Origin of the sequence: Aliiroseovarius lamellibrachiae, assembly GCF_018599245.1 — a bacterium.
GTDB classification, from domain to species: Bacteria; Pseudomonadota; Alphaproteobacteria; order Rhodobacterales; family Rhodobacteraceae; genus Aliiroseovarius; species Aliiroseovarius lamellibrachiae.
In genome coordinates this window covers 249,590-273,417 of sequence record NZ_JAHEVJ010000001.1, presented here as the reverse complement: position 1 = coordinate 273,417, position 23,828 = coordinate 249,590, and the positions used below count along the sequence as shown (strand labels likewise).

The 23,828-nt window shown below is 58.0% G+C and carries 23 protein-coding genes; 11 read left to right on the top strand and 12 right to left on the bottom strand.

The window, feature by feature from the left end:
• Nucleotides 1-5 precede the first annotated feature (5 nt).
• The 7 genes from folE2 to KKW20_RS01350 all read right to left on the bottom strand — a co-directional run bounded on the left by folE2 (nucleotide 6) and on the right by KKW20_RS01350 (nucleotide 8,079).
• On the bottom strand, nucleotides 6-1,121 hold the full coding sequence (folE2, locus tag KKW20_RS01380; protein WP_246534417.1) for a GTP cyclohydrolase FolE2: 1,116 nt from the start codon (nucleotides 1,119-1,121) through the stop codon (nucleotides 6-8).
• Nucleotides 1,122-1,213: 92 nt separating this feature from the next.
• Nucleotides 1,214-2,407 (bottom strand): O-succinylhomoserine sulfhydrylase, encoded by a 1,194-nt coding sequence (metZ, locus tag KKW20_RS01375; RefSeq protein WP_214565430.1) that lies wholly within the window; start codon nucleotides 2,405-2,407, stop codon nucleotides 1,214-1,216.
• Between the two features lie 234 nt (nucleotides 2,408-2,641).
• Nucleotides 2,642-3,259 carry an inner membrane-spanning protein YciB gene (locus KKW20_RS01370; RefSeq protein ID WP_214565429.1) on the bottom strand — a complete coding sequence of 206 codons (618 nt, stop codon included), beginning with the start codon at nucleotides 3,257-3,259 and terminating at the stop codon, nucleotides 2,642-2,644.
• Between the two features lie 9 nt (nucleotides 3,260-3,268).
• A complete protein-coding gene (locus tag KKW20_RS01365) occupies nucleotides 3,269-4,171 on the bottom strand; it encodes an EamA family transporter (RefSeq protein ID WP_214565428.1) in 903 nt (300 codons plus the stop codon).
• A gap of 62 nt (nucleotides 4,172-4,233) precedes the next feature.
• On the bottom strand, nucleotides 4,234-5,490 hold the full coding sequence (ftsY, locus tag KKW20_RS01360) for a signal recognition particle-docking protein FtsY (protein ID WP_214565427.1): 1,257 nt from the start codon (nucleotides 5,488-5,490) through the stop codon (nucleotides 4,234-4,236).
• Between the two features lie 93 nt (nucleotides 5,491-5,583).
• Nucleotides 5,584-6,219, bottom strand: a complete 636-nt coding sequence (locus tag KKW20_RS01355; RefSeq protein WP_214565426.1) for a lysoplasmalogenase family protein — start codon at nucleotides 6,217-6,219, stop codon at nucleotides 5,584-5,586.
• Between the two features lie 174 nt (nucleotides 6,220-6,393).
• Nucleotides 6,394-8,079, bottom strand: coding sequence for an NAD(P)H-dependent oxidoreductase subunit E (locus KKW20_RS01350; RefSeq protein WP_214565425.1), 1,686 nt, complete (start codon nucleotides 8,077-8,079; stop codon nucleotides 6,394-6,396).
• A gap of 200 nt (nucleotides 8,080-8,279) precedes the next feature.
• On the opposite strand from KKW20_RS01350, the gene KKW20_RS01345 reads away from it, so the two are divergent.
• The 11 genes from KKW20_RS01345 to dtd all read left to right on the top strand — a co-directional run bounded on the left by KKW20_RS01345 (nucleotide 8,280) and on the right by dtd (nucleotide 18,193).
• Nucleotides 8,280-9,344: an alkane 1-monooxygenase gene (locus KKW20_RS01345; protein WP_214565424.1), complete on the top strand. Its 1,065-nt coding sequence runs from the start codon at nucleotides 8,280-8,282 to the stop codon at nucleotides 9,342-9,344.
• Between the two features lie 242 nt (nucleotides 9,345-9,586).
• The gene (locus KKW20_RS01340; RefSeq protein WP_425514246.1) at nucleotides 9,587-10,426 is read left to right on the top strand and encodes a TerC family protein; all 840 of its coding nucleotides are present in this window, start codon (nucleotides 9,587-9,589) and stop codon (nucleotides 10,424-10,426) included.
• 208 nt (nucleotides 10,427-10,634) lie between these two features.
• Entirely contained in the window at nucleotides 10,635-11,540 is a 906-nt protein-coding gene (locus KKW20_RS01335) for a 5-bromo-4-chloroindolyl phosphate hydrolysis family protein (protein WP_214565423.1), read from the top strand.
• Between the two features lie 17 nt (nucleotides 11,541-11,557).
• The gene (locus tag KKW20_RS01330; protein WP_214565422.1) at nucleotides 11,558-12,718 is read left to right on the top strand and encodes a toxic anion resistance protein; all 1,161 of its coding nucleotides are present in this window, start codon (nucleotides 11,558-11,560) and stop codon (nucleotides 12,716-12,718) included.
• 69 nt (nucleotides 12,719-12,787) lie between these two features.
• Complete coding sequence (locus KKW20_RS01325; protein WP_246534383.1) at nucleotides 12,788-13,687, top strand: DUF2927 domain-containing protein; 900 nt, start codon at nucleotides 12,788-12,790, stop codon at nucleotides 13,685-13,687.
• 10 nt (nucleotides 13,688-13,697) lie between these two features.
• Nucleotides 13,698-14,213 (top strand): hypothetical protein, encoded by a 516-nt coding sequence (locus KKW20_RS01320; protein WP_214565421.1) that lies wholly within the window; start codon nucleotides 13,698-13,700, stop codon nucleotides 14,211-14,213.
• 36 nt (nucleotides 14,214-14,249) lie between these two features.
• Nucleotides 14,250-15,389 carry an SPFH domain-containing protein gene (locus tag KKW20_RS01315; RefSeq protein ID WP_214565419.1) on the top strand — a complete coding sequence of 380 codons (1,140 nt, stop codon included), beginning with the start codon at nucleotides 14,250-14,252 and terminating at the stop codon, nucleotides 15,387-15,389.
• Nucleotides 15,390-15,404: 15 nt separating this feature from the next.
• The gene (locus KKW20_RS01310) at nucleotides 15,405-15,932 is read left to right on the top strand and encodes a cytochrome b (protein WP_214565418.1); all 528 of its coding nucleotides are present in this window, start codon (nucleotides 15,405-15,407) and stop codon (nucleotides 15,930-15,932) included.
• A gap of 10 nt (nucleotides 15,933-15,942) precedes the next feature.
• Entirely contained in the window at nucleotides 15,943-17,052 is a 1,110-nt protein-coding gene (locus KKW20_RS01305; RefSeq protein WP_214565417.1) for a TFIIB-type zinc ribbon-containing protein, read from the top strand.
• An 11-nt stretch (nucleotides 17,053-17,063) separates the two neighbouring features.
• The gene (locus tag KKW20_RS01300; protein ID WP_246534382.1) at nucleotides 17,064-17,759 is read left to right on the top strand and encodes a nitroreductase; all 696 of its coding nucleotides are present in this window, start codon (nucleotides 17,064-17,066) and stop codon (nucleotides 17,757-17,759) included.
• Nucleotides 17,756-18,193 (top strand): D-aminoacyl-tRNA deacylase, encoded by a 438-nt coding sequence (gene dtd, locus KKW20_RS01295; RefSeq protein WP_214565416.1) that lies wholly within the window; start codon nucleotides 17,756-17,758, stop codon nucleotides 18,191-18,193. Before KKW20_RS01300 ends, dtd begins: the two co-directional genes overlap by 4 nt.
• Before the next feature lie 94 nt (nucleotides 18,194-18,287).
• Here the strand turns inward: dtd and KKW20_RS01290 are convergent, their stop codons facing one another.
• Genes KKW20_RS01290 through mreC form a run of 5 tightly spaced genes read right to left on the bottom strand, consistent with a single transcriptional unit; the run spans nucleotide 18,288 to nucleotide 23,811 of the window.
• The gene (locus KKW20_RS01290) at nucleotides 18,288-19,220 is read right to left on the bottom strand and encodes a 2-hydroxyacid dehydrogenase (protein ID WP_214565415.1); all 933 of its coding nucleotides are present in this window, start codon (nucleotides 19,218-19,220) and stop codon (nucleotides 18,288-18,290) included.
• Between the two features lie 22 nt (nucleotides 19,221-19,242).
• On the bottom strand, nucleotides 19,243-20,388 hold the full coding sequence (gene rodA / locus KKW20_RS01285; protein WP_214565414.1) for a rod shape-determining protein RodA: 1,146 nt from the start codon (nucleotides 20,386-20,388) through the stop codon (nucleotides 19,243-19,245).
• A complete protein-coding gene (gene mrdA / locus KKW20_RS01280) occupies nucleotides 20,385-22,337 on the bottom strand; it encodes a penicillin-binding protein 2 (protein WP_214565412.1) in 1,953 nt (650 codons plus the stop codon). Before mrdA ends, rodA begins: the two co-directional genes overlap by 4 nt.
• Nucleotides 22,334-22,873 carry a rod shape-determining protein MreD gene (locus tag KKW20_RS01275; RefSeq protein ID WP_214565410.1) on the bottom strand — a complete coding sequence of 180 codons (540 nt, stop codon included), beginning with the start codon at nucleotides 22,871-22,873 and terminating at the stop codon, nucleotides 22,334-22,336. The genes mrdA and KKW20_RS01275 overlap by 4 nt, the downstream gene beginning before the upstream one ends.
• Entirely contained in the window at nucleotides 22,870-23,811 is a 942-nt protein-coding gene (gene mreC / locus KKW20_RS01270) for a rod shape-determining protein MreC (protein WP_214565409.1), read from the bottom strand. Before mreC ends, KKW20_RS01275 begins: the two co-directional genes overlap by 4 nt.
• Nucleotides 23,812-23,828: the final 17 nt, after the last annotated feature.

Genomic DNA, 23,828 nt, shown 5'->3' with positions numbered 1-23,828 from the left:
CGCCGTCAGCCCACATGGAACAGGGTTGAAAACAGTTTGGGATCCAGCGATTGCGCCTCAAATGTTGCGCCTTCGGTCAGGATAGACACTGCATCATGGCTGTGCAGGCTTTCTTGGTGGCTGGCCACCACCCGGAAATCGCCGATCCTTGGGTCTTGTTGCAATTGCTCACAAAACAGCCGCGTGGCATCTTCGACAAAGATCGGATTGGCGGCATTCAGTTCAGCAAACGCCTGTTCATCTTCGCGCTTCACCATCACCTGCGTCTCGGTTGGCACGGCCACACGACACATGTCGATCAGATCTTCGAACCACAGCGTGTTGCCCGGCTGATGGATCTTTTCCACCGAAATCCGCGCCACAGACCGCTGAGAATGCGGGGTCGCCAATTGGCCGCGCTGCTGGCGCGCATGTTCGGAAAGTTCCAGTGAACACGGGCAAGTGGAGCTATAGACATAGTCCAAATGCATGAATTTCTTGCGCCGCCCATTATGCTCAAACAGCTCAAGCGCGATGTCGTAATATTGATACCCCATCAGGCCAGAACGCAGGCTTTCCACCTTGGCAGGATAGGAAAAGCGCATTTCAATCCGCGCATCCAAGCTTTCCAGATCGGTTTTATACCCGTCAAGGGCCGCTTCGATCACATCAAAGGAAAAGGTCTTTTCCGCGTGTTGATAAAAGCTGCGCATAATGCGCGACATGTTGATGCCCTTTTTGCCCGCCTCAAGGCTGACACTGCCGGTGACCGAGGTTTCCAACGTCACATTCGACCCATCGCGGGTGTGAAAGCGCAGCGGCAGGCGGAAATTGGAAATCCCGACGTGCTGGATGTGGCGTTTGGCCCCCTGGATCAGGCTTGCCGGGCCATTTTGCAAGTCCGGCATCGAGGCTTTATAGGTCGCGTCGGGTTGAAAATCTTGCGGATATTCGCGGCGCAATGCGGGGTAATTTGACACCTCGCCACCGGGCAAAAGCCGCGCAATCGAGGGATCAAGCCCGGCCACTTCGACAGGGTCGGCCTTGGCCGCCCATGCCTTCAGCGTGGCCAAAGCCGCTTTTGCTTCATCCCGATTGGGGGCTTCGTCCCGATCTGATGCCATTCCTGACCCGCGTTTCATCTGATTCACCGTGGCCTCCCGACCCTGACGCCTATCTTACCTTATCCGGTTTGCCACGTATTTGCCAAACGCACTGGCTAAGATGCGACAAATCAGACCGCGTTTAGGCCACGTTCCAGATCGCGGATCAGATCTTCCACGTCCTCAAGGCCAATCGACAAGCGCACCAGACCGTCGGAAATTCCAAGGGTGTCTTTTTGCTCTTGCGGCAGGCGTTGGTGCGTGGTGGTGGCGGGATGTGTGGCGATGGACTTGCTGTCGGCGAAGTTGTTTGAGATCGTGAAAATCTCCAGCGCGTTCAGGAACCGGAAACACGCGTCCTTGCCGCCTTTGACCTCAATCGCAAGCACAGTCCCGCCCGAGGGCGATTGCTGCATCGCAATCGCATGTTCGGGATGGCTGGGGTGTTGCGGATAACGCATGTCGCTTAGCTTGTCGTGACCGGCCAGAGCCTCGGCAATCTGCATCGCGCTTTCGGCCTGCGTTCGCACGCGAAGATCCATGGTTTCAAGGGCCTTAAGGTGGGTCCAGGCCGCAAAGGGGTTGATCGCCCCGCCGGTGTGTTTGACATAGGTTTCAATCGGTCCACGGATCAATTCGCGCGAGCCACAGATGGCCCCGCCCAGCATCCGCCCCTGCCCGTCCACATGTTTTGTGGTCGAATAGACCACCAAATCGGCGCCCAAACGGGTGGCATAGGAAAAGACCGGGGTTGGCATGGCGTTATCAACCACCACCAAAGCGCCCTTGGCATGGGCGAGTTTGACCACATGCGCAAGGTCAATCACCTCTAGCGTCGGGTTTGAGATCGCCTCAAGGAACACAACGCTGGTGTCTTCGCGGATCGCCGCCTCCCATGCCGCGTTATCCGTGCCGTCAACCAAGGTAATTTCCACACCGAACCGGCCCAAGATATCCTCAAGCACATAAAGGCAGGATCCAAACAAAGCGCGGGACGAGACAACGTGATCACCCGCTTTGGTCAGCGCCATCAACGCGCCGTTGACCGCCGCCATGCCAGAGGCACAGGCGAACGCATCTTCGGTGCCTTCAAGGGCGGCCAAACGGTCTTCGAACATGCGATTGGTGGGGTTGCCGTAACGGGCATAGATGAATTCATCCGGGCCACTTTTGATAAAGCGCTGCTCGGCGGCTTCGGCGGTGTCATAGACAAACGCCTGGGTCAGAAACATCGCTTCGCTGACTTCGCCATATTGGCTGCGGCGTGTGCCGCCATGCACGGCCGCCGTGCGTTTATTCCAATTGCACTTATTCGCATTTGTCATTGTCTGGTCCTTTCAAACAACAAAGCCCCCAACCGCAGAGCGTCGGGGGCTGAATACGGCATCCGCCGCGTGTCCCTGACCTCTTTAGCGGAATTATTTAATAAAGCGGTTCTGATCTGAACGCTTTGTGTGGCCCGCAATCCGGTAAACAAATCGCCACGAAACCTGCCTAGCTTGTGGGCAAATGGGCGTCAACCCTCATGGCTGCCCCCCAAGCGCCACTTTGGGCTGGTCTTATTCGCCGTCCTCTTCGGTGGAATAGCGTTTGAACAACCCACCCTGCGCCATGAAAAACGCAAGGGTTCCAAGGGGCAGACCAAAGGTTTTGAAATTCACCCAAGCATCGGTTGTCATCATGCGCCAGATCACCTCGTTGGCGATGGCAAGTCCGATGAAAAAGAACATCAAGCGCTTGGTCAGGATCATCCAGCCTTCGCGTTTCAGCGGCAGGGCAGCGTCCAACACCCCTTCGAGGTAGCTTTGCCCGCGCATCAAGCCAAACCCCAGAATGCCCGCAAACAACAGGTAAATCATGGTGGGTTTCATCTTAAAGAACCGCTCGTCATTGAACCAGATCGACAATCCGCCAAAGACCACCACCAAGATCAGGGTCATCACCTGCATTTTCGACAGATGCCCGGTCAGCTTCCACATGCCCAAAGTGGCCAGCGCCAGCACCGGGATGAACAGTGCGGTGACCGCAACAAAGCCTGAATATTCCGTACCCGCGACCAGAAAACTACGATCTTTCAAGAAGGTATAGGCCACAAAGAAAAGGATAATCGGCCCATATTCCAGCACCATTTTCAATGTTGGGTTCACGGGTTTTGTCTGTTGGTCTTGCTCGGTCATGTCTGCTCCTTATCCGCCCATCTCGACTAACACGGCGCCCGCGGCAATCAAAGCCATCATCGCAACGCGGCGCGGTCCAACTTTTTCGCCCAGCACCAACCAGCCGATGAGGGCGGCAAAAACGGTAGATGTTTCGCGCAACACCGCGGCCTCGCCCACGCTATCAAGGCGGGTGGCCATCATGATCGACCCAAAGCTTGCGTAAGCCACAAAGGCGCCCAACACCCCGCGCCCCATTAAGGGGCCAAGGGCCGGGCGATCGGCCATGTTCCACCAGCGCACGCCCGCGATGACCGGCATGAAAAACCCGTCGATAAAGAAAAACCAAGCAAGGAAGGTGAAGGGGTTCATGGTTGCGCGAATGCCGTAGGCATCCAGCGTGGTGTAGGCCGCGACAAACAGCCCCGTCAGCACCGCCATCGCCAGCGCGGGCTTCAGCAACGCGCGTCCAAGATGCCAGTGTTTCAGGTTATAAACCGCCAGCGCATAGATCCCCGCCAAAAGGGCAAAGACCCCGGCCCATTGGGCCAAGCTGTAGCTTTCGCCAAAGATAAACCCCGCCCCAATGACCGTAAAAAGCGGCCCGGTGCCACGCACCACAGGGTAAACCACCGTGTAAGAGCCAAGCGCATAGGTGTAGCTTTGCGCAAGCTTATAGCCCACATGCACCACAAACACCGCGGCAAAAATGGGCCACATATGCGGTTCTGGCCACGGCACCACAAACAGTGCAAAGGGGGCGGCGATAATGCCATAGGAAAGGTCAATAGCCCCGCGCGACAGCCACGGATCATGTCGGCCCTTTTGCAAAGCCCCAAAAAGCGCGTGAAGAAAGGCTGCCGTCAGCGCGAGGATCAGGGCAAGTTGATGCCCGGCCTCTGTGCCTTCAAGGGAAATTAGCCAATCGCTCATGTCAGTCAGCTGGGGGTTTCACACCCCCAGACCCCCGTGGGATATTTAGGGAAAGAGGAAGATTAGGGCGCGATGCCGATCAGGGCGTTTGCAAATTCTTCCGGGTCAAATGGGGCAAGGTCGTCGATCTGTTCGCCGACCCCGATGGCGTGGATGGGCAGCGCAAATTTATCCGCCAGCGCCACCAGAACCCCGCCTTTTGCGGTGCCGTCGAGTTTGGTCATCACGAGGCCAGAGACATCGGCGAGCTGTCGGAAGGTGCCCACTTGGCTGAGCGCGTTTTGGCCGGTGGTGGCATCAAGCACAAGCAGGGTGTTGTGCGGGGCGGTGTCGTCTTTCTTTTTGATAACACGGACAATTTTGGCAAGTTCTTCCATCAGATCAGAGCGGTTTTGCAAGCGCCCTGCGGTGTCGATCATCAAAAGATCGGCACCATCTTCTTCGGCTTTTGTCATCGCATCATAGGCCAACGAGGCCGGATCGGACCCTTCGGGGGCGGTTAAAACTGGCACACCGGCGCGATCCCCCCAGACCTGCAACTGCTCGACCGCGGCGGCGCGGAATGTGTCGCCCGCAGCGATCACCACCTTTTTCCCAGCGGCGGTAAACTGGCTGGCGAGCTTGCCGATGGTGGTGGTTTTCCCAGCCCCGTTCACGCCAACCACCAGCACCACTTGGGGGCGCTTGGGATAGATTGGCATCGGCACGGCGACGGGGTCCATAATGCGGGTCACTTCGCCGGCCAACACGGTTTTGATTTCATCCACCGACAGCTTCTTACCGAAATGCGCCGCCGAAATATTGGCCGTCACGCGCATCGCGGTATCGACGCCCATATCAGAGGTGATCATCAGGTCTTCGAGGTTTTCAAGCATGTCGTCATCCACCAAACGGCGGGTGACAGCGCTTGGCGCGCTGGTGGCGCCACTGCGGCCCAGCATGCGCCCAATCAGGCCCGGTTTCTCGGTGGGTTTGGCGGGGGAGGCGCTCTCTGGGATTGCCGGTGGGATTGCCGGTGTCGTGATCTCTTCGGCCTGTGGGGCTGATTTCACGGGCGCGGGCGCGGGCGTATTGTCTTCAACGGGCGCCCCATCATGGGCACTGATGTCGACCGGGGGCTGCGCGGGGCCATCGTCAATCGCATCGTCGACGACACCCTCTTGGGCGGCACCGTCGCGTTCCACGGGCACGACATCCGGCTGCGGCGCATCTGCCACCACCTCTTCTTCGCCGCCGTCCTCGACAATCGCCTCAAGCCCCTCTTCGAGCTTGGACGAGGATTTAAACAAACGATCCTTGAGCTTTGAGAAAAACGCCATAGGTGCCTCCGGTTCTTTCCCATCACCTAAGACACAATGGGCGCAGATGGAAGAGGTCAGCCGATCTGTGGCCGTTTAAGTCGCGAGAATGCCTCAGATGCCACCAAACAGGATCAGCCCCTGCCCGGCAATGTAAAAGACCCACACAAGATACCCTGCGAGGGGCTTTTGCGGGTGATCCTCTTTCATGCGAAAAAGCTCTACCGCGAGGATCAGATCAGACAGGATGAAAAGCCCCGCCCCCAAGGTGCTTAGCCCCACAGGGATCATCAGAACAGACAGACCCATCGCGCCAATCACCATCACATAGATCCGCACCGGAAGCCCCAGGGCGCCGGTGTGCGGGGCAAGCCAAAGTTCGGTCGACACAAGCAAGGCAAGCAAGGCGATGGCGGGCATGGGGGCGACGCTAAACACCTCCCACAAGGGGGCGTGGGCCAATGACAAAAAGTGAAGGATATAAAGCACATGCGCCAACGCAAAGGCGGACAATCCGTAAAGAAACGCGCTGTTCCCGTCGCGTGACAGCCCAAAATCCCCGAGCGCGGATAAGAACAATCCCGCCACCAAAAACGCGGGCGCATCCGTGAGGTAGGCGGCCAGTGCGAACAGCAAAAGCGGCAGCGTTTTGTGGATGGATCGCCGCCACGACACGCCCCCATTGGTAAAGGGCAAATAGATCAGCGCAATCGCGAGGCCAAGATAGGCGGGAAACAGAGATGTCATCATGCCCAATCGATGCGCAGGTTCGCTGTGTGGGTCAAGCCTGACGTTGACGGAACCGGCCGGGTAGCCGTCAAAACACAGCGCAAAGACTTAAAATGAAAACGCACGGCAAGTTGCCCTGCCGCGCGTTTCATCTATCTTTTACTGCGCCCATAGGCGTCACACCCTTAGATATCGTCAGATATCATCTGGGAAATGCTTCATCGTCAGCAAAATCGGGTTCGGCGCCGCCTGCCCCAAGCCACAGATCGACGTGTCCTGCATCGCGGTACACAGCTCGCCCAAAAGCCCTTGATCCCAGCTGTCCGCCTGCATCAGTTTCACGGCTTTTTCACAGCCCACACGGCACGGCGTACATTGCCCACAGCTTTCATCCTCAAAGAATTTCAGCATGTTGATCGCGGCGTCTTTTACGCTGTCCTGATCCGACAAAACCACCACAGCGGCAGAGCCAATAAAGGTGCCATGCGGTTGCAACATATCAAAATCCAACGGGATGTCGGACATATCTGCTGGCAGCAATCCAGACGAGGGCCCACCGGGCTGATAGGCCTTAAATACATGGCCATTCGCCATGCCGCCACAGGCCTCAATCACATCCAGAATGGTGGATCCCGCGGGCAACAAATGCACACCGGGGTTGGCCACACGACCAGAGACTGAGAACGAGCGTAGACCCTTGCGGCCGTTCTTCTCAACCGAAGTCAGCACCTCTGGGCCGTCCCGCAAAATCCGCGTGACCCAAAGCAAAGTTTCAACGTTGTGCACCAGCGTCGGCCGGTTAAAAATCCCCACCTGCGCCACAAAGGGCGGGCGGTGACGGGGCATGCCGCGCTTGCCCTCAATCGATTCAATCATCGCGCTTTCTTCGCCGCAGATATACGCCCCCGCGCCCCGGCGCAGTTCAATATATCCGGGGGTCACAATGCCCGCTGTTTCCAGCGCGGCAATCTCATCGGCAAGGATTTTCAACACGGCCGGATATTCGTCGCGCATATAGATGAAACAGGTTTCCGCCTCGACCGCCCAAGCGGCAATCAACATACCTTCGAGCATCTCATGCGGGGTGCGTTCCAGATAGTAACGGTCTTTGAATGTGCCCGGCTCGCCTTCGTCGCCGTTGACGGCCAGATAGCGCGTGCCTTCGTTCATGCGAACAAAGCCCCATTTTTTGCCCGACGGGAAGCCCGCACCACCAAGGCCACGCAGCCCAGCGGTCAGCACCTCGTCTTGCACTTTGTCCCAATCCCCACCGGCGCGCAGATCGGTGAGTTTGGCATAGCCACCCTCGGCCTGATAGGCGCTAAGTGTTTGATATTCTGGGATATGTGCGTGGGTGTCATCCGCTTTGATCGCGGCCAGAACCTTTTCCGGTGTGGCGTGATCAATGTGGTTGTGGCCGATTTCCAGCACAGGTGCTGTGTCACAGCGGCCCATGCAGGGCGCGCGCAAGACGCGAACCTCTGACGCATCCAACCCGTCTTCCAGCGCCTTTTGAAGCTGCTCGGCCCCGGCCAGTTCACATGACAGCGAGTCGCAGACCCGAATGGTCAGCGCGGGGGGCGGGGTGTCATCCTCTTTGACCACATCAAAGTGGGCATAAAAACTGGCAACCTCATAAATCTCGGCCTGACCCAAGCCCATTTCCTGCGCCAAAGCGCGAATATGGCGGGCGGACAAATGCCCGTAAGTATCTTGGATCAAATGTAAAAATTCGATCAAGTGATCGCGGCGGCGTGCGCGGTCGCCCAACAAGGCAAGGATTTCATCCAGCGCATCCATATCCACCTGACGCCCCTTGGGCACACGCCGACCTTTGCCACGCGCGTTTTTCCAGATGCCTTTTTTCTCATCGAGAGCCATTGCCCACTCCATCAACCGTTCGCCCCTAACTTAACGCCCGCGCAGCACGACGAGCGAGCCAAAAACGACATAGATGTAACAGATTGCGTATCTGCGGGCGGATCCTGTGCGGTATCGCGTTGCCTTGGCGCGAAAATTTACCGATAGTTTGCACGCGTGCGATAGGTTTCGTGGCTGAGGGGCCACCAAGGGGAATTCTGATGACACATCCGCTGCGATTCTTTGCGATTGCCGCCTTAACGCCTGTGGTGCTGATTGCGCTTGGGGCTGTTTTCGGCGGGTTCTTTGCCGTTTTATCTTTGCTTTACATCACCTTACTGTCTTTTTTTCTGGACGAAGGGGTCAGCAAAATCGCCGGAACGGCGGACGCGGATGAGGATTTCACCGACGCCAATCGCCTGTCGGCCATGCTGGCGGGCGCACATTTTATACTGTTGCCACTGGTGGTTTTTGCCATTTCTGGCGGGACGGGCATTGGTGTTTGGGCCAGCTTGGCGTTGCTGATTGCGGCGGGACTTTTCTTTGGCCAAGTGTCCAATTCCAACGCGCATGAATTGATCCACCGCACCGATAAGTGCCTGTTTAATATGGGGAAATGGGTCTATATCTCGCTTTTGTTTGGCCATCACACATCCGCGCACAACAAGGTACATCATCGTTTTGTCGCCTCAGAAGACGATCCCAATTCCGCCCGCGAAGGGGAAAGCTTTTATGCCTTTGCACCGCGCGCTTGGATTGGGTCGTTTGTCGCCGGATATGAGATGGAAAAGGCGGATAATGCGCGGTCGCAAAAACGCCGCCTGAACCCCTATGTGACTTATATCGCGGGTGCTATTTTGATGCTGGTGCTTGCCTATCTGATCGGCGGATTTGGCGCCGTTCTGGTCTATCTCGCGCTCTGTGCGCACGCGCAACTACAGCTCTTACTATCTGATTACGTTCAACATTATGGGCTGATGCGGGCAAAACGTGAGAACGGGAGCTATGAACCCGTGGGCGATCACCACAGCTGGAATTCACCGCATTGGTTCACCTCGCATTTGATGATGAACGCCCCGCGCCATTCAGATCATCACGCCCATCCGGCGCGACCTTACCCGGCGCTTAGATTGCCCACCGCGATGCAGGCACCGATGCTGCCCTATTCATTGCCGACCATGGCAACGCTGGCCTTGATGCCGACCCTTTGGAACCGGGTGATGGGGCGTGCGCTGGCCAATTGGAACCGCATCCGAACCCAACCGGACAATGCCGAAAATCTTTAAACTGTTTAATGTTTCAAACAGCAAAACTGTAAACTCTTTAAAGGGAACGAAACGCGAAACATTAAAGTTTTCCGGGCGTGCTCTGCAAAACTTTAAAGTTTTTTGCGGCCCCTTTGCACCTGCCGCACGCCCCCTGACAATCCCCCTGACACTCACCCCTGACAAACCCGGCCCAGATTTCCCCCTTGCCTGCCCCCCACCCCCCCTTATGGTGAGCGCAAACATGTTGAAGGGATGGATAAATGGATTGGATGGCTGGACAACTGTCTGGGCTTTTAAGCTTTGAGAACGCGGGCAACCTTTTGATGCTTTGCTTTTTGCAAGCGGTGCTGGGGTTCGATAACCTTTTGTATATTTCGATCGAAAGCCAACGTGCCCCTGTGGCGCATCAGGCGGCGGTCCGGTTCTGGGGCATTATCTTGGCCGTGATCCTGCGCGTGGTGCTTTTGTTTGCGATGATCAAACTGATCGGCGCGATGTCTGAACCGTTTTTCACCTTCAACTTTCCCGGCCTGCTTGAGGGCGGTGTGAACTTTGCCACCCTCGTCTTTGTCTTTGGCGGCATCTTCATCATCTACACGGCGGTGAAAGAAATCAGCCACATGCTGTCGGTGGATCATCTGAACACCGATGTGTCGCATAAATCCGGCAAATCGGCGGCCAAAGTGGTGGCGATGATTGTGTTGATGAACCTGATCTTCAGCTTTGATTCGGTGTTGTCCGCGCTTGCGATCACCGACGTCTTTCCAGTGCTCGCCGCAGCGATCCTGCTTTCGGGTCTTGCGATGCTGCTTTTGGCGGATGGCGTGACGCGATTTCTGGAAAAGAACCGGATGTATGAGGTGCTCGGCCTGTTCATCCTGTTGATCGTCGGCGTGGTGTTGCTCGGCGAAGCGGGCCCAGCGGCGGCCCATGCGATGCACGACGACAGCCTGACCATCAAGGTCTTTGGCTATGACATTGTGCCGATGTCGAAATCGACCTTCTATTTCTCGGTTGTGGTGCTGTTTGTGGTTGAGGCGATCCAGTCGGGGTACTCGCGCAAACTCGCCGCCGAGCGGACGGCTGCGCAAAAGCATTAAGTCGCGTGGCAAATGGGCAAAACCATGCCTATATTAAACGCACATCGCCAGCACATCGCCAGCACATCGGCCAAAATCACGGCCAATAACGCGGTCATGAAACGGCCAAAAAGGGGACGGAAACAATGTCAGGAAGCGGACTTCAGAAAACCGCATTTTTCGTTCTGATTGCGCTGATCACCTATGTCTCGATGACGGGGGGCGCGTGATGGCAGAGCGGTATGGCGGGGCCTATAGCCCTGAGGGGAAAGCGGATCGGGGCGGACATGCCGAGGCAGAAAACGCCCCGCGCAAACGCTCCCCGCTCGAGGGTAAAACCCCGGCGCGCGCGGGGGCGCGTTTGAACCTTTTGTTCATCGCCCCTTTGCCGCTGATGGTCTTGGCGTTTTTCCGCGCGCCTTCGGATATGATCCTGTCGCTTGCGGGCTTTGCCACGTTGATGGCGGCGGCCTGGCTGACCCGCGACGGGGTGCGCGCACACGAAGCGTTTGACGCACGCAAAATCGCCCGCCGGCCGGCCATTCCGCGCAAAATCTTTGGATCGGTTTTAACCGGTGCGGGGCTTGCGATGGCCGGATTGGTTGATGGTACAATTGGATTGGCGACGGCATACGGCATTTTGGGCGCGGGTCTGCACATGTTCTCCTTTGGGCTTGATCCGATGCGATCCAAGGGCGGCGAAGGGGTGGATGCGTTTCAAACCGACCGCGTGGCCCGCGCCGTGAATGACGCCGAGGCGCTTTTGTCCGGCATGGCGGACGCGATCCTGCGCACGCGGGACGCGCGGCTGAAATCCCGTGTTGAACGCTTTCAAATCACCGCGCGCGACATGTTTCGCGCGGTGGAAAATGACCCGCGCGATCTGGTGGCGGCGCGCAAATACCTGTCGGTTTATTTGCGCGGTGCCCGCGATGCGACGGTGAAGTTTTCAGACCTTTACGCCCAAAGCCGCGACAGCAATACGCGTGCAGATTACGAGGCGCTGTTGGATGATCTGGAACGGAATTTCACCGCCAAAACCAACGCATTACTAACAGACAACCGCACCGATCTTGATGTTGAGATCGAAGTGCTTCGTGACAGGCTCGCCCGTGAGGGCGTGCGTATGGATTGACCCGAGAGGATTTTATGATGTCGAAATTGCCCAGTGAAACAGCCCTGAAGGAACTCCAGGATGTGACCGCCGTGACCCTGCCCGAACCGGTGGGCGAGTTGGTCACGCTTGAGGCCGCAGACGCCGGCACCAGCGAAGAAATTGAAAAGCGCATGGCCGAAATTGACATGGGTGACAGCCAGTCGATCATCGAATTTGGGTCCGCGGCGCAATCGGAATTACAGGTGATTTCGCAAGACATGCTGCAAGGTGTGCGCAACAAGGATCTGGGTCCGGCGGGCGATGGGCTGCGCGGGATTGTCACCACCATTCGCGGATTTTCCATCTCGGAACTCGATATGCGGCGCAAGCGGTCGTGGTGGGAAAAACTGTTGGGTCGGATGGCGCCTGCCGCCAAATTTATGGCGCGATATGAGGATGTTCAGGGGCAGATCGACCAGATCACCGACAATCTTCTGGGCCATGAACACACGCTTTTGAAAGACATCAAATCGCTTGATAAGCTTTACGAGAAAACGCTGGAATTCTACGACGAGCTGGCGCTTTACATCGCGGCGGGTGAGGCGAAAATCGACGAGCTGGACGCGCAGACCATTCCGGAAAAAGAGGCCGAAGTCGCCGCGGCGCCGGACGATCAGGGTGTGTTGAAGGCGCAGGAATTGCGGGATCTACGATCCGCGCGCGATGATCTGGAACGCCGGGTGCATGATCTGAAACTGACCCGTCAGGTGACGATGCAGTCCTTGCCATCCATCCGCTTGGTACAGGAAAATGACAAGTCGCTGGTCACCAAAATCAACTCGACCCTGGTCAACACCGTGCCGCTTTGGGAAACCCAATTGGCCCAAGCGGTGACCATCCAGCGCTCTACCGAAGCGGCAGCGGCGGTGAAGGATGCCACCGATCTGACCAATGAGCTCTTAAAAGCCAACGCCGAAAACCTGCGCGAAGCCAACGCCATGGTGCGCCGCGAAATGGAACGTGGGGTGTTTGACATTGAGGCGATCAAATCGGCCAACGCAGACCTGATTGCCACAATTGAAGACAGTCTTGAGATCGCCGATGAAGGCAAAGCCAAACGGGCCGCGGCCGAAGACGAATTGGTGAAAATGGAGGCCGAGTTGAAATCCACACTCGCCGCGGCCAAAACCAGCCGCACCGCGCCGCGCGCGGGCTAACGCATGATGGGGCGCGCCATATCGGGTTGGATGCGGGGGCGGTTTTCCGTCTGCGCAACCGGCGTCTTCATGGCGCTTGTGGTGGCGGGGTGCAACGGCACCGACCCGGTGCGCAGGTCGCCCACACCGCAACCGCGCCCGGCCCCTGTGGCCTATGTGCCGTCAGAAAACAGCCTTGCGATGGCGAAGTATTACGTCTCGGTTCAACGCAGCCTGCTGACCCAAGGGTTGTTGCGGGTGGACGGTGGTGGGGCGGATGTGCCGTTCACCGGCATGATGCTGGCGCGCAACTTTATGCGCATTGCGTTTTATAATGAATACAGCACCTCGGGCGGGCTTTATGTGGCGCGCGAAAGCGCGGTGCATATGTCGCGCTGGCCCAACGGGGTGCGGCTGTCGATGCATTTTGGCGCCTCGGTGCCGGAGGATATTCGCAACAAAGACCGCGGTTTTACCGCACGTTATGCCAGCCGGCTGGGGCGGGTGACCGGCCACCCTATCTCGTTGGCGCAAAACGGAAATTTCCGCGTTTATGTGCTGGATGAGGATGAACGCCGCGCGATGGGACCCGAGCTGCGCCGCGTGGTGCCGGGCATCAGTTCCACCACCGTGAACGCCGTCATTAACATGCCGCGCGACACCTATTGCGTGGTGTTTACCGGCGACAGCATGGGCAGCGGGCGATTGCAACAGGCGGTGGCGGTGATCCGGGCCGAGCATCCGGATCTGATGCGCAAAGCCTGTTACCATGAAGAGATCGCGCAGGGGCTTGGCCTGTCCAATGACAGCCCACAAGCGCGCCCGTCGATCTTTAACGATGACGAGGAATTTGGCCTGTTGACCACCCATGACGAAATGCTTCTGCGCATCCTCTATGACCCACGTCTGCGCCCCGGCATGTCCGCGGCTGAGGCCCGGCCAATTGTCACCCAGATCGCGGCGGAATTGACCGGCAGCGGTGCCGTCTAGAGGAAAACGAATGCACGAACAAACATTACCCCTAGCTTTTTCGTATAAGCCCAAACCCTGGTTGATGGGCTTGGTTGTGCTTTTTTTCGGGGCCTGTGCTGCGGTGTTGTTTCAGGCCACGCTGACCAACACCCAAGGGGTGCGCCTAATGCGCGTGATTGAATTTGGCCCGCAAGGGGCGAGCTATTTTTACGGCGTCTTGACGGTGCTTAGTGCGCTTTTTGTGTTGGCGGGCTGCGTTGGGTTTTGGCGTGGGCTGACCTCGAAAAACGTTCTGGAATTGACGTCTGAGGCAGTGATTTGTCCAAAATCCGGGCTTAACGCACGCCTTGTCACCGTGCCGCTCGACAGCATTACCGGGTTGGAGCGGACCTCGGTTCAGAACCAGGTTTTTTTGCACATTCACCACTCGGGCGGTAAACTCTCGGTCGCCCGTCAAATGTTTTCCAAAGATGAGGCGTTTGAGACGTTTGTGGATGCGCTCACCGATCATCTTGCGGGCGAAAATGCCCCGTCACCCAATTAAGATTTACACCAATCCGCGCCCTTGAAGGAGGAGCAAATGGGAATTTTCGATTTTCTAACCGGCGAATTTATTGACGTGATCCATTGGGTCGATGACAGCCGTGACACGATGGTGTGGCGGTTTGAACGCGAGGGGCATGAGATCAAATATGGTGCCAAGCTGACGGTGCGCGAAGGGCAATCGGCGGTGTTTGTGCACGAAGGGCAATTGGCCGATGTGTTCACCCCCGGTCTTTACATGCTTGAGACCAATAACATGCCGATCATGACCACGCTAAACCATTGGGATCATGGGTTTAAATCGCCGTTCAAGTCGGAGATTTATTACGTCAACACGACCCGGTTTAACGACCTGAAATGGGGCACCAAAAACCCCATTATGCTGCGTGATCCGGAATTTGGCCCGACCCGCATTCGCGCCTTTGGCAGCTATTCGGTGCGCGTGTCGGACCCCGCGCGGTTCCTGACCGAGATTGTCGGCACGGACGGCGAGTTTACCATGGATGAGATCAGTTTTCAGATCCGCAACATCATCGTGCAGGCCTTTAGCCGCGTGATCGCGGGGGCCGGCATTCCGGTTTTGGACATGGCCGCCAACACCGCCGATCTGGGCAAAATTGTCGCCACGGAAATCAGCAAAGTTGTGGCCGATTACGGGCTGAGCATTCCTGAGTTTTATATTGAGAACATCTCGTTGCCGCCTGCGGTGGAAGAGGTGTTGGACAAGCGCACCTCGATGGGGATCGCGGGCAATTTGGACAATTACATGAAGTTCAACGCCGCCGAGGCACTGAGCTCGGGGGGGACCGAAGGGTCGGCCATGGCCGCGTCGATGGGGGCTGGCATGGGTGCTGGCATGGGCATGGCGATGGCACAATCTGGCCCGTGGGGGGCCGCCCCACAAGTGGCCCCGCAAGCCGCACCCCAAGCGGCCCCACAGGCCGCGCCAATCGCCCCCCCGCCCCCACCGGTGGAACATGTCTGGCATGTGGCCGAAGGCGGCGAGACCTCTGGGCCATTTTCCAAAGCGCGCCTTGGACGGATGGCCACGGCCGGCGATCTTAGCCGCGACAGCTTTGTCTGGACCCCTGGTCAGGACGGTTGGAAACGGGCCGAAGACGTGGCAGAACTGGCGCAGCTTTTCACCATCGCGCCGCCCCCTCCGCCCGGTGCGTAAACACATAGGACAATTATGAACCGTCGAAGCGTGATCAAATGGCTGCATTGGTTGGCCGCTGGGCTGATGCTCTATTTCTTTTTGGTGGAACCTGATGAGGTGCGGGGCAATCCCGGCCTTGGTCTGACCACCCATTCGGGGGTTGGGGTTTTGCTGGCGTTGGTCGCGGCGATCTGGCTTGGCATGTTTCTGTTCAAGGGGCTTGCGGGGCGGGCGGGGCCAAAACTGCCAGGTTGGGGCAAACGCTTTCACGCGCTGTCGCATAAGGTCTTGCAAATTGGCCTGCCGGTGACGGTGGCCACGGGTGCGTTTGCGGGGCTGGCCGCCCCCTTTGCGATCCGCGCTTTTGATCTGGTTCAGATCAATCCGGCATGGGGCAGCAAGGGCATTCATGAGTTTGCCGAAGAGGTGCATGAGATTGCATTTGACGCGATGATGATCGCAATTGCGGCCCATGTGGCCTTTCACCTCTGGCGTCATTTTGTGTTGAAAGACAACGCATTACGCATCATGACCCCACGCATTTTGCACAAATACCTGTAAAGGACCCGGCATGGCCTTTCCCGCCGAAGACACCGCCACACCGACCCAAGAACACCGGTTTCCCTGTGATCAATGCGGGGCGGATTTGCGTTTTGATCCCCGCACAGGACAGTTGTCTTGCGACCATTGCGGGTTTCAGGCGGCTCTGCGTGAGGACGGACCACACGCAATCTCTGAACTGGATTACCAGCGCGCCATCACCGAGGATTTTCCCGACAACGAGGTTGAGGAAACGCGGGTTGTGTCCTGCCCAAACTGCGCCGCCCAAACCGAATTTGACGCCGATATCCATGCCGCCGAATGCCCGTTTTGCGCAACCCCCGTGGTCACCGACACGGGGACGCATCGGCATCTGAAACCCAAAGGCGCGCTGCCTTTTGCACTGACCGAAGGCGACGCGCGCGCGGCGATGGGCAAGTGGTTGGGCAAGCTGTGGTTTGCCCCCGGCGGCCTGACTGAATATGCCCGCAAGGGGCGTAAAATGTCCGGCATTTATGTGCCGTATTGGACGTTTGATGCGGACACCAAAACCCAATATACGGGCCAACGCGGAGAGGTGTATTACACCGAACACACCGTGATGGTCGACGGCAAACGCCAGACCCGACGCAAGCAGCATGTGCGCTGGCACCCCGCCCGTGGTCGTGTGGCGCGGTTTTTCGACGATGTGCTGATCATGGCCTCGCGCGGATTGCCGAAAAAATACACCACGGCGCTCGCCCCTTGGGATCTGTCGCGGTTGGAGCCTTACAGCCCGGAATACCTCGCTGGATTTCGCGCTGAAGGCTATACGGTTGAGCTGACAGATGGGTTTTCTGAGGCCCGTGATTACATGGACCGGGTGATCCTGCGGGACGTGAAATTTGACATTGGCGGCGACCGGCAACGGGTGGCAAGCCTGGATACGTCGATTGCGGATGTGACGTTCAAACACATCCTGCTGCCGGTCTGGTTGGCGGCCTATAAATACCGTGGCAAGACCTACCGCTTTGTGGTCAACGGACAAACCGGTAAGGTCGAAGGGGAACGGCCCTATTCCGCGTGGAAGATCGCCTTTGCGGTGGTTTTGGGGCTGATTGCCGCCGGGATCATCGGCTATATTGTGGCACAAAACCAATAAAAGAGGCCCCTATGGCTGAAATGACTTTTGAGGCGTTTGATGCGCTTTTGCGCAGCCGCCATTCGTGCCGTGCGTTCACAGATGAGGCGGTGTCGCGTGCGGATATTGAGGCGATATTAAAGGCTGCGCAACGCGTGCCCAGCTGGTGCAATGCCCAGCCGTGGAAGGTTGAAATCACCGAAAAACCCGAAACTGACCGGCTGCGCGAGGCGCTTTTCGCCCACGCGCAAGACGCCCCTTATGCGCCCGAAATCGACTGGCCTGAACGGTACTCTGGCGTGCATCAATGGCGGCGCAAAACCTGTGGCTTGCAACTTTATGACAGCGTGGGGATCACCCGCGGGGATCGCGCAGCATCTGGCGCGCAAATGCTTGAGAACTTTCGGCTTTTTGGGGCACCACATATGGCGCTGATCACCGCCCCGGCCGAGCTTGGCCCCTATGCTTATCTGGATTGCGGCGGCTTTGTCACCGGGTTCACACTGGCCGCGCAAGCGCGCGGGGTTGGCAGCATTCCGCAGGCCGCCGTGGCCGCCTATGCGCCGTTTTTGCGCGATTGGTTTGGGATCGGCGAGGATCGTGTGATCCTCTGTGGCATCGCCTTTGGCCGCGCGGCTGACGCGCCGATCAATCAGTTCCGCACCGAACGCGCGCCCTTGACAGAATGGGTCACTTGGCACGGAAAAACAGAGGAAGACGCAACATGAGAGCTTTGATCCAACGGGTGTCCGAGGCCGCCGTGCGTGTGGACGGCGCGGTTGTCGGCGAGATTGCGCAGGGGCTATTGGTGCTGATCTGTGCGATGGAGGGCGACGAGGAAGCGAATGCGGACAAAATGGCCGCGAAGGTCGCGAAACTGCGGATTTTCACCGATGATGACGGCAAAATGAACCGCTCTGTGTTGGATATTGGCGGGTCGGTCTTGGTGGTCAGCCAGTTCACCTTGGCGGCGGACACATCGCGCGGCAACCGCCCCGGGTTTTCCACCGCAGCACATCCTTCGGTTGGTGAACCTTTGTATGAATACTTCGCGGATCAAATGCGTGCGCAGGGATTGCCCGTTGCCCAAGGGCAGTTTGGCGCAGACATGAAGGTGAGCCTCGTGAACGACGGGCCGATCACGATCTGGATGGAGAATTAGGGGGGCCACGATGAGGATTTCGGCCAAAAACTAGAAAACTAGAAAACTAGAAAACTAGAAAACTAGTATTCTGGTTTTCCGAAGGGTCACCCCCTTAATATCCCTGCGTTTTATCCACCAAATGCAACAGCGGCTCCCCTGCCTCACCCCGGCGGATGTTCTCGGCGATCACTTCTGATGCGGTTGAGGGGCGGGTTTCTGAGGCGATATGCGGCGTCACGGTGACCTTGGGATGCGCCCAGAACGGGTGCTCTTTGGGCAAGGGTTCGACCCGGAAAACGTCAAGCGTGGCATGGCCCAGATGACCCTGATCAAGGGCAGACAGAAGTGCGTCATCATCAATCAGCGGTCCGCGGCCCGGGTTGATCACCACCGCGCCTTTCGGCATCAACGCAATATGCTCGGCGTCGAGCAGGTTTTCGGTTGCCGCCGTCATTGGCAAAAGCAGCACCAAAATATCGCTGGTGGCCAGAATATCGCGCAGGCCCGCATCGCCGTGGTAACAGGTGATACCCTCGATCTCTTTGGCGCTGCGGCTCCAGCCTGACACCTGAAAATTCAACTGTGCCAGAGCCTTGGCAGCCGTGCGCCCCAACTCGCCCAACCCCAAGACACCGACCCGACGATCCCGCGCCAAGGGGGGGATATGCGCGACCCATTTCGCGTCACTGCGGCAGATATCAAGATCCAATTCCAGATGGTGGCGCAGCACTTGGCCAACCACCCATTCGGTCATGCCTTCGGTCAATCCGGTGTCGACCATACGCGCATAGGGCTGGGTCAGGGTTGGATTGGTGATGATGCTTTCGACCCCCGCCCACAGGCCAAGAACCGCTTTGCAATTCACGTAGGGGGACAGGTCGCGGATTGCGCCCGACGGTGCGTAGATGATGTAATCCACGTCGTTTGGCGCAAAATCCTGACGTAAATCCGCGTCGATCCCCGCCTTGGCAAAGGCGGATTTCAAGGCAGGTTCATAGATCGGCCACATCGCGTCGCGCGCGGCAAAAAGGACGTTCACGCTCATCTCTAACCCCTGTTCTTGAATATTATTTCTGTCGTGCCCTGTGCACATGCGCGCTTTGCACCAACCCAAAGCCAATCAGCAAAACCAGCATCGACGACCCCCCATAGCTGACCAACGGAAGTGGCACGCCCACGACGGGTGCCAGCCCCATCACCATCGACATATTTACCGAGAAAAACAGGAAAAACGTGACCGCGATACCCAGTGTTAACAGCGACGAGAACCGGTCGCGGTTTTGGAATGCGGACACGGCGCAGAAGGCCAGGATCAGCACGTAGAGGGTCAGCAAGGATGCCCCCCCCAGAAAGCCGAACTCCTCAGCCAATGTGGTGAAAATAAAGTCGGTGTGTTTTTCCGGCAGAAAGTTCAGCCGCGATTGCGTGCCTTGCATGAACCCCCGCCCGGTCCAACCGCCAGACCCCAAGGCGATCTTGGATTGGGTGATGTGATAGCCCGCGCCCAGCGGATCCGATGACGGGTCCAGAAATGTGTCGATCCGGCGATATTGATAGTCTTTCAACAGCTGCCACGGCGTGCCTCGGCTGAAAAACACCGCCGCCACCAAGCCCACACCAGAGGAAATCACCGCCGCGAAATACCACAGGCTGACACCGGCAAGGAACATGATGGTTGCGCCGCCGGTCAGCAAAAGGATCGAGGTGCCAAGGTCGGGTTGCTTCAGCACAAGCGCGGTTGGCACGATAATCAACAGCACCGGCACCAGCACCCATAAGGGGCGCGAAACCTTGCTCACATCCAGCCAGTCATAATAAGCGGCGAGCATCATGATCAGGGTGATTTTCGTCAGTTCCGATGGCTGCAGGCGCATGAAGCCAAGGTCAATCCAACGCTGCGCGCCCATCTGGGTTGTGCCGATCAGTTCCACCAGCACCAACAGAACCACAGACACCACATAGCCAAGCCCGGCCATATTGCGCCAGAACCAAATCGGCACCATCGCGATGAAAAACATCATCCCCATGCCAAGGCCAAACCGCTTCATCTGTGCCATCGACCACGGCTGCAGATCGCCCCCCGCCACCGAATAGAGCATCATAAAGCCAACGCCCGCCACCGCCGTGAGCAACAGCACCAGAAACCAGTTGATATAGAGGATTTTGCGCAGGCCCGAGGGGACATATTTGACGCTGTATTCCAGATAGCTCATGCGCGCTCGCTCCCGTCTGAGGGGGGGGCGTCTGGGCGGTTCATCAACTCTTCTATATCGCGTTGACGGGACCGGATGGTGGCGCGCTGCGAGGTTGGATACGCCTCAAGCGGGGGGCGGCCATCGTAAAGCGTTTGCAGCATGATATCACGCGCAATTGGCGCGGCGGCCGTGGATCCACCGCCGCCATGTTCGACCACCACGGACACCGCATAACGCGGGGCATCATGCGGGGCGAAACACACAAACAGCGCATGGTCACGACGGTTCCACGGCAGATCCGCGTTGCGCGTCACACCGCGCGCACGTTCCGCCTTGGTGATATTGCGCACCTGACTGGTGCCGGTTTTGCCCGCCATGCGAAAATCATCACCAATAATTTTTGACCGACCCGCGGTGCCGCGGCGCGCGTTCACCACCTCATACATGCCACCGCGAATGGCGTTGATGTTTTGCGAACTGATGCCCAGAGCGGCCTGCTCTTTCACTGGAATTTCAACCCCATTCACCGAGCGCACAAGGCGCGGTTCCACCGCCATGCCCGTCGCCAGACGCGCGGTCATCACCGCCAGTTGCAAGGGCGAGGCCAGCACAAACCCCTGCCCGATCCCGGCGTTCAGGCTGTCGCCCACCACCCATTCGGCCTTTTTGACGTCCAGCTTCCAAGCTTTGGTGGGCATCAATCCCTGTGCCACGGCTGACAGCGGCAGATCAAATCTAGTGCCCAGCCCCAGCCGCCGCGCCATCGCGGAAATCTTTTCAATACCAACACGTTGTGCGATTTCATAATAATAGATATCACAGCTTTCACGCAGGCTTTTGGCCAGATCGACCTTGCCATGCCCCGCCCGTTTCCAACAATGGAAATAGCGGTTATAAACCTCAACCCGACCGCGGCAATTCACGCTTTCATTCACGTCAATCACACCCTCCTCAAGGGCGGCCAGGGCGGTGACCATTTTGAACGTTGATCCCGGCGGATAGGCCCCCTGAGCAGATTTTGCTGCCAAGGGCCGATAAGGGTCGTCGAGCAGCCCTTTATAGTCCGCCGACGAGATCCCGTGCACGAATTTATTCGGATCAAAGCTGGGCGCAGAGCCAAGCGACAGCACATCGCCGGTTTGCGTATCAATCACCACCGCAGCGGCACTTTCGCCCGCCAGGCGTGCCTGCACATAGGCTTGCAGCTTGGCGTCGATGGTCAGTTGGACATTGTCGCCGGATTTCCCCTCTTGGCGGCTCAGCTCGCGCATCACACGGCCAAGGGCGTTGACCTCTACCTCGCGGTTGCCAGCCGATCCGCGCAGGCGCCGCTCCATCTTGACCTCAACCCCGGATTTACCGATTTGAAAACGCGGAATTTGCAGCAAAGGATCCCGATCTTCGATTTTGGACAGATCGTAATCGGACACCGGGCCGACATAGCCGGTGATATGGGCGAAATCCGGTCCCTGCGGGTAAATGCGCGACAGGCCCACTTCGGCTGTGACACCGGGAAGGGCTGGGGTGTTCACCGCGACCTCGGCCACGTCGTTCCAACTGACGCGATCGGCCACGGTGACGGGGACAAAGGGGCTGCGGCGTTTGATCTCTTTTAGGGCATCCTGAATATCTTCGGGGCTAAGCCAGATGATATTCGCCAGTCGGGTCAGGATTTTTTCTGGATCGCCCGCATCTTCGCGCACCAAGACGATGCGGTAATTCTGTTCATTGCCCGCAATCAGCACGCCGTTGCGATCATGGATCAACCCGCGCGAGGGGGGGATCAGGCGAATATTGATGCGGTTTTCTTCGGCCAAAAGGCGGTATTCTTCGCCCTGATCCACCTGCATAAATCGCATCCGCCCCGCCAAAAGCCCGGCAAAAGACACCTGTAGCCCGCCCAAAAGCAACCCACGACGGGTGATCGTGCGGGCACTTTTATCGGTGTCAATTGGCGAGCGTCTCATGCGTAATGCCCCGAAATTTCATCTTCGCCCGGTTGCAGCTTTTTGATGCCAAACACATAGACGGTGACGGCGGCGGCCAGCGGATAGGCGGCGATGGTTGCCAGCAGATAGAGAATAGCGCGGCCAAGGCTGACCTGGTCCACCAAAAAGACGCTCATCAGCAATCTTTGGCCCAGCATCATCAAGACAAACGTGCCCGCGACCATGCCGAATTCCACCAAAAAGCTTTGTTCGCGCAGGCTGCCTTCGCGACCGCGCAGAAATTCAGTGCCGATGACCACCATCAGCGTCCACAGGCCGGGCGTGTTTAACAGCATCATATCGGTGAGGAAAAACAGCAGGCCAATCAGCCAAAGCGGCACGTAATCCGGGCGACGCACCACCCAGGCAAATGTCAAAACCAGCAAAAGATCCGGTCCTGGAAGGCGCCCCGCGCCAAGATCCAGCGGCAATAGGCGCGCAAACAGGATCGCCACCGCGAGCGCCACCAGCACAAGGCGGTAAAACCAACGCGAGAGGGTCAGCCGGTCAATCATTGCCCGCCCTCGGTTGGCGATGCATCTGCGGGCGTGGATATGGTCGGGGTCTGTGGTTTCGGCGGCATTTGGGCGGCCGGGCTGGTCACAATCAACGCGCTGGGGTCGATCACCCGTTCGCCCGGATGGCTGCGCAACACACGCAGGAATTCAAGCCGCTCGTAATCTGCCGACAGACGCACACGCAGGCGATGATCGGCGCCCATGGCCACATGTCCCACCAAAAGCCCCGCCGGAAACACCCCGCCGTCCCCGGAGGAGATCACCCGGTCGCCGGGGCGCGTTTTGTCGGGGGCTTCCAGAAACTGGATGGGGGGGGCGGCGGTGTTGTCGCCCACCAAAAGCGCAGTTTGGCCAGAGGGTTGCACGGTAATGGGGATCGCGCTGTTGCTGTCGGTCAGCAACACAACGCGGCTTGTTTGCTTGCCCACACCAGAGATCCGCCCCACCAGTCCCAGCCCATCGGTTGCCGCCCATCCGTCCACAATTCCGTCCCGCGTTCCCACATTGAGCAGCACCGATTGGCGAAAGGGCGATCCACTGTCGGCCAGCACCACGCCGGTCACGAAACTCAGCTGTGCATCAAGGCGCACATTGTTCAGGTTCAACAGTTGGGCGTTTTCCTGTTCCAACTGAAGGGCGGCTTCTTTCCAGGCTTTCATCTGGCGCAATTCGCGGCGAAGTTCTTGGTTTTGTTCGTAAATCCGATGGTAGCTTTGAAAGCCTTCGACCATGCCGACCACTTTGGTCACCGGCACCAAGGCCCACTCAAAGCTGGGCACCACCCGGTCGATCAGTCCCGCGCGGAACCGTTCCACACGCGGACTGTCAATGCGCCAGACCAGAAAGACGGCAAACAGGGCAAGGCACAAGATCCCAACGAAAAGCCGTTTGAGCGGCCCTGCGTAGTCCTGGTTTTGTTGCTTATGCTTCGCCACATTGGCCTCCGACCTCT

Bases quoted from the DNA above. Each gene is read 5' to 3' on its own strand.
- folE2 (WP_246534417.1), bottom strand. From the start codon at position 1,121: ATGAAACGCGGGTCAGGAATGGCATCAGATCGGGACGAAGCCCCCAAT.
- metZ (WP_214565430.1), bottom strand. From the start codon at position 2,407: ATGACAAATGCGAATAAGTGCAATTGGAATAAACGCACGGCGGCCGTG.
- KKW20_RS01370 (WP_214565429.1), bottom strand. From the start codon at position 3,259: ATGACCGAGCAAGACCAACAGACAAAACCCGTGAACCCAACATTGAAA.
- KKW20_RS01365 (WP_214565428.1), bottom strand. From the start codon at position 4,171: ATGAGCGATTGGCTAATTTCCCTTGAAGGCACAGAGGCCGGGCATCAA.
- ftsY (WP_214565427.1), bottom strand. From the start codon at position 5,490: ATGGCGTTTTTCTCAAAGCTCAAGGATCGTTTGTTTAAATCCTCGTCC.
- KKW20_RS01355 (WP_214565426.1), bottom strand. From the start codon at position 6,219: ATGATGACATCTCTGTTTCCCGCCTATCTTGGCCTCGCGATTGCGCTG.
- KKW20_RS01350 (WP_214565425.1), bottom strand. From the start codon at position 8,079: ATGGCTCTCGATGAGAAAAAAGGCATCTGGAAAAACGCGCGTGGCAAA.
- KKW20_RS01345 (WP_214565424.1), top strand. From the start codon at position 8,280: ATGACACATCCGCTGCGATTCTTTGCGATTGCCGCCTTAACGCCTGTG.
- KKW20_RS01340 (WP_425514246.1), top strand. From the start codon at position 9,587: ATGGATTGGATGGCTGGACAACTGTCTGGGCTTTTAAGCTTTGAGAAC.
- KKW20_RS01335 (WP_214565423.1), top strand. From the start codon at position 10,635: ATGGCAGAGCGGTATGGCGGGGCCTATAGCCCTGAGGGGAAAGCGGAT.
- KKW20_RS01330 (WP_214565422.1), top strand. From the start codon at position 11,558: ATGTCGAAATTGCCCAGTGAAACAGCCCTGAAGGAACTCCAGGATGTG.
- KKW20_RS01325 (WP_246534383.1), top strand. From the start codon at position 12,788: ATGGCGCTTGTGGTGGCGGGGTGCAACGGCACCGACCCGGTGCGCAGG.
- KKW20_RS01320 (WP_214565421.1), top strand. From the start codon at position 13,698: ATGCACGAACAAACATTACCCCTAGCTTTTTCGTATAAGCCCAAACCC.
- KKW20_RS01315 (WP_214565419.1), top strand. From the start codon at position 14,250: ATGGGAATTTTCGATTTTCTAACCGGCGAATTTATTGACGTGATCCAT.
- KKW20_RS01310 (WP_214565418.1), top strand. From the start codon at position 15,405: ATGAACCGTCGAAGCGTGATCAAATGGCTGCATTGGTTGGCCGCTGGG.
- KKW20_RS01305 (WP_214565417.1), top strand. From the start codon at position 15,943: ATGGCCTTTCCCGCCGAAGACACCGCCACACCGACCCAAGAACACCGG.
- KKW20_RS01300 (WP_246534382.1), top strand. From the start codon at position 17,064: ATGGCTGAAATGACTTTTGAGGCGTTTGATGCGCTTTTGCGCAGCCGC.
- dtd (WP_214565416.1), top strand. From the start codon at position 17,756: ATGAGAGCTTTGATCCAACGGGTGTCCGAGGCCGCCGTGCGTGTGGAC.
- KKW20_RS01290 (WP_214565415.1), bottom strand. From the start codon at position 19,220: ATGAGCGTGAACGTCCTTTTTGCCGCGCGCGACGCGATGTGGCCGATC.
- rodA (WP_214565414.1), bottom strand. From the start codon at position 20,388: ATGAGCTATCTGGAATACAGCGTCAAATATGTCCCCTCGGGCCTGCGC.
- mrdA (WP_214565412.1), bottom strand. From the start codon at position 22,337: ATGAGACGCTCGCCAATTGACACCGATAAAAGTGCCCGCACGATCACC.
- KKW20_RS01275 (WP_214565410.1), bottom strand. From the start codon at position 22,873: ATGATTGACCGGCTGACCCTCTCGCGTTGGTTTTACCGCCTTGTGCTG.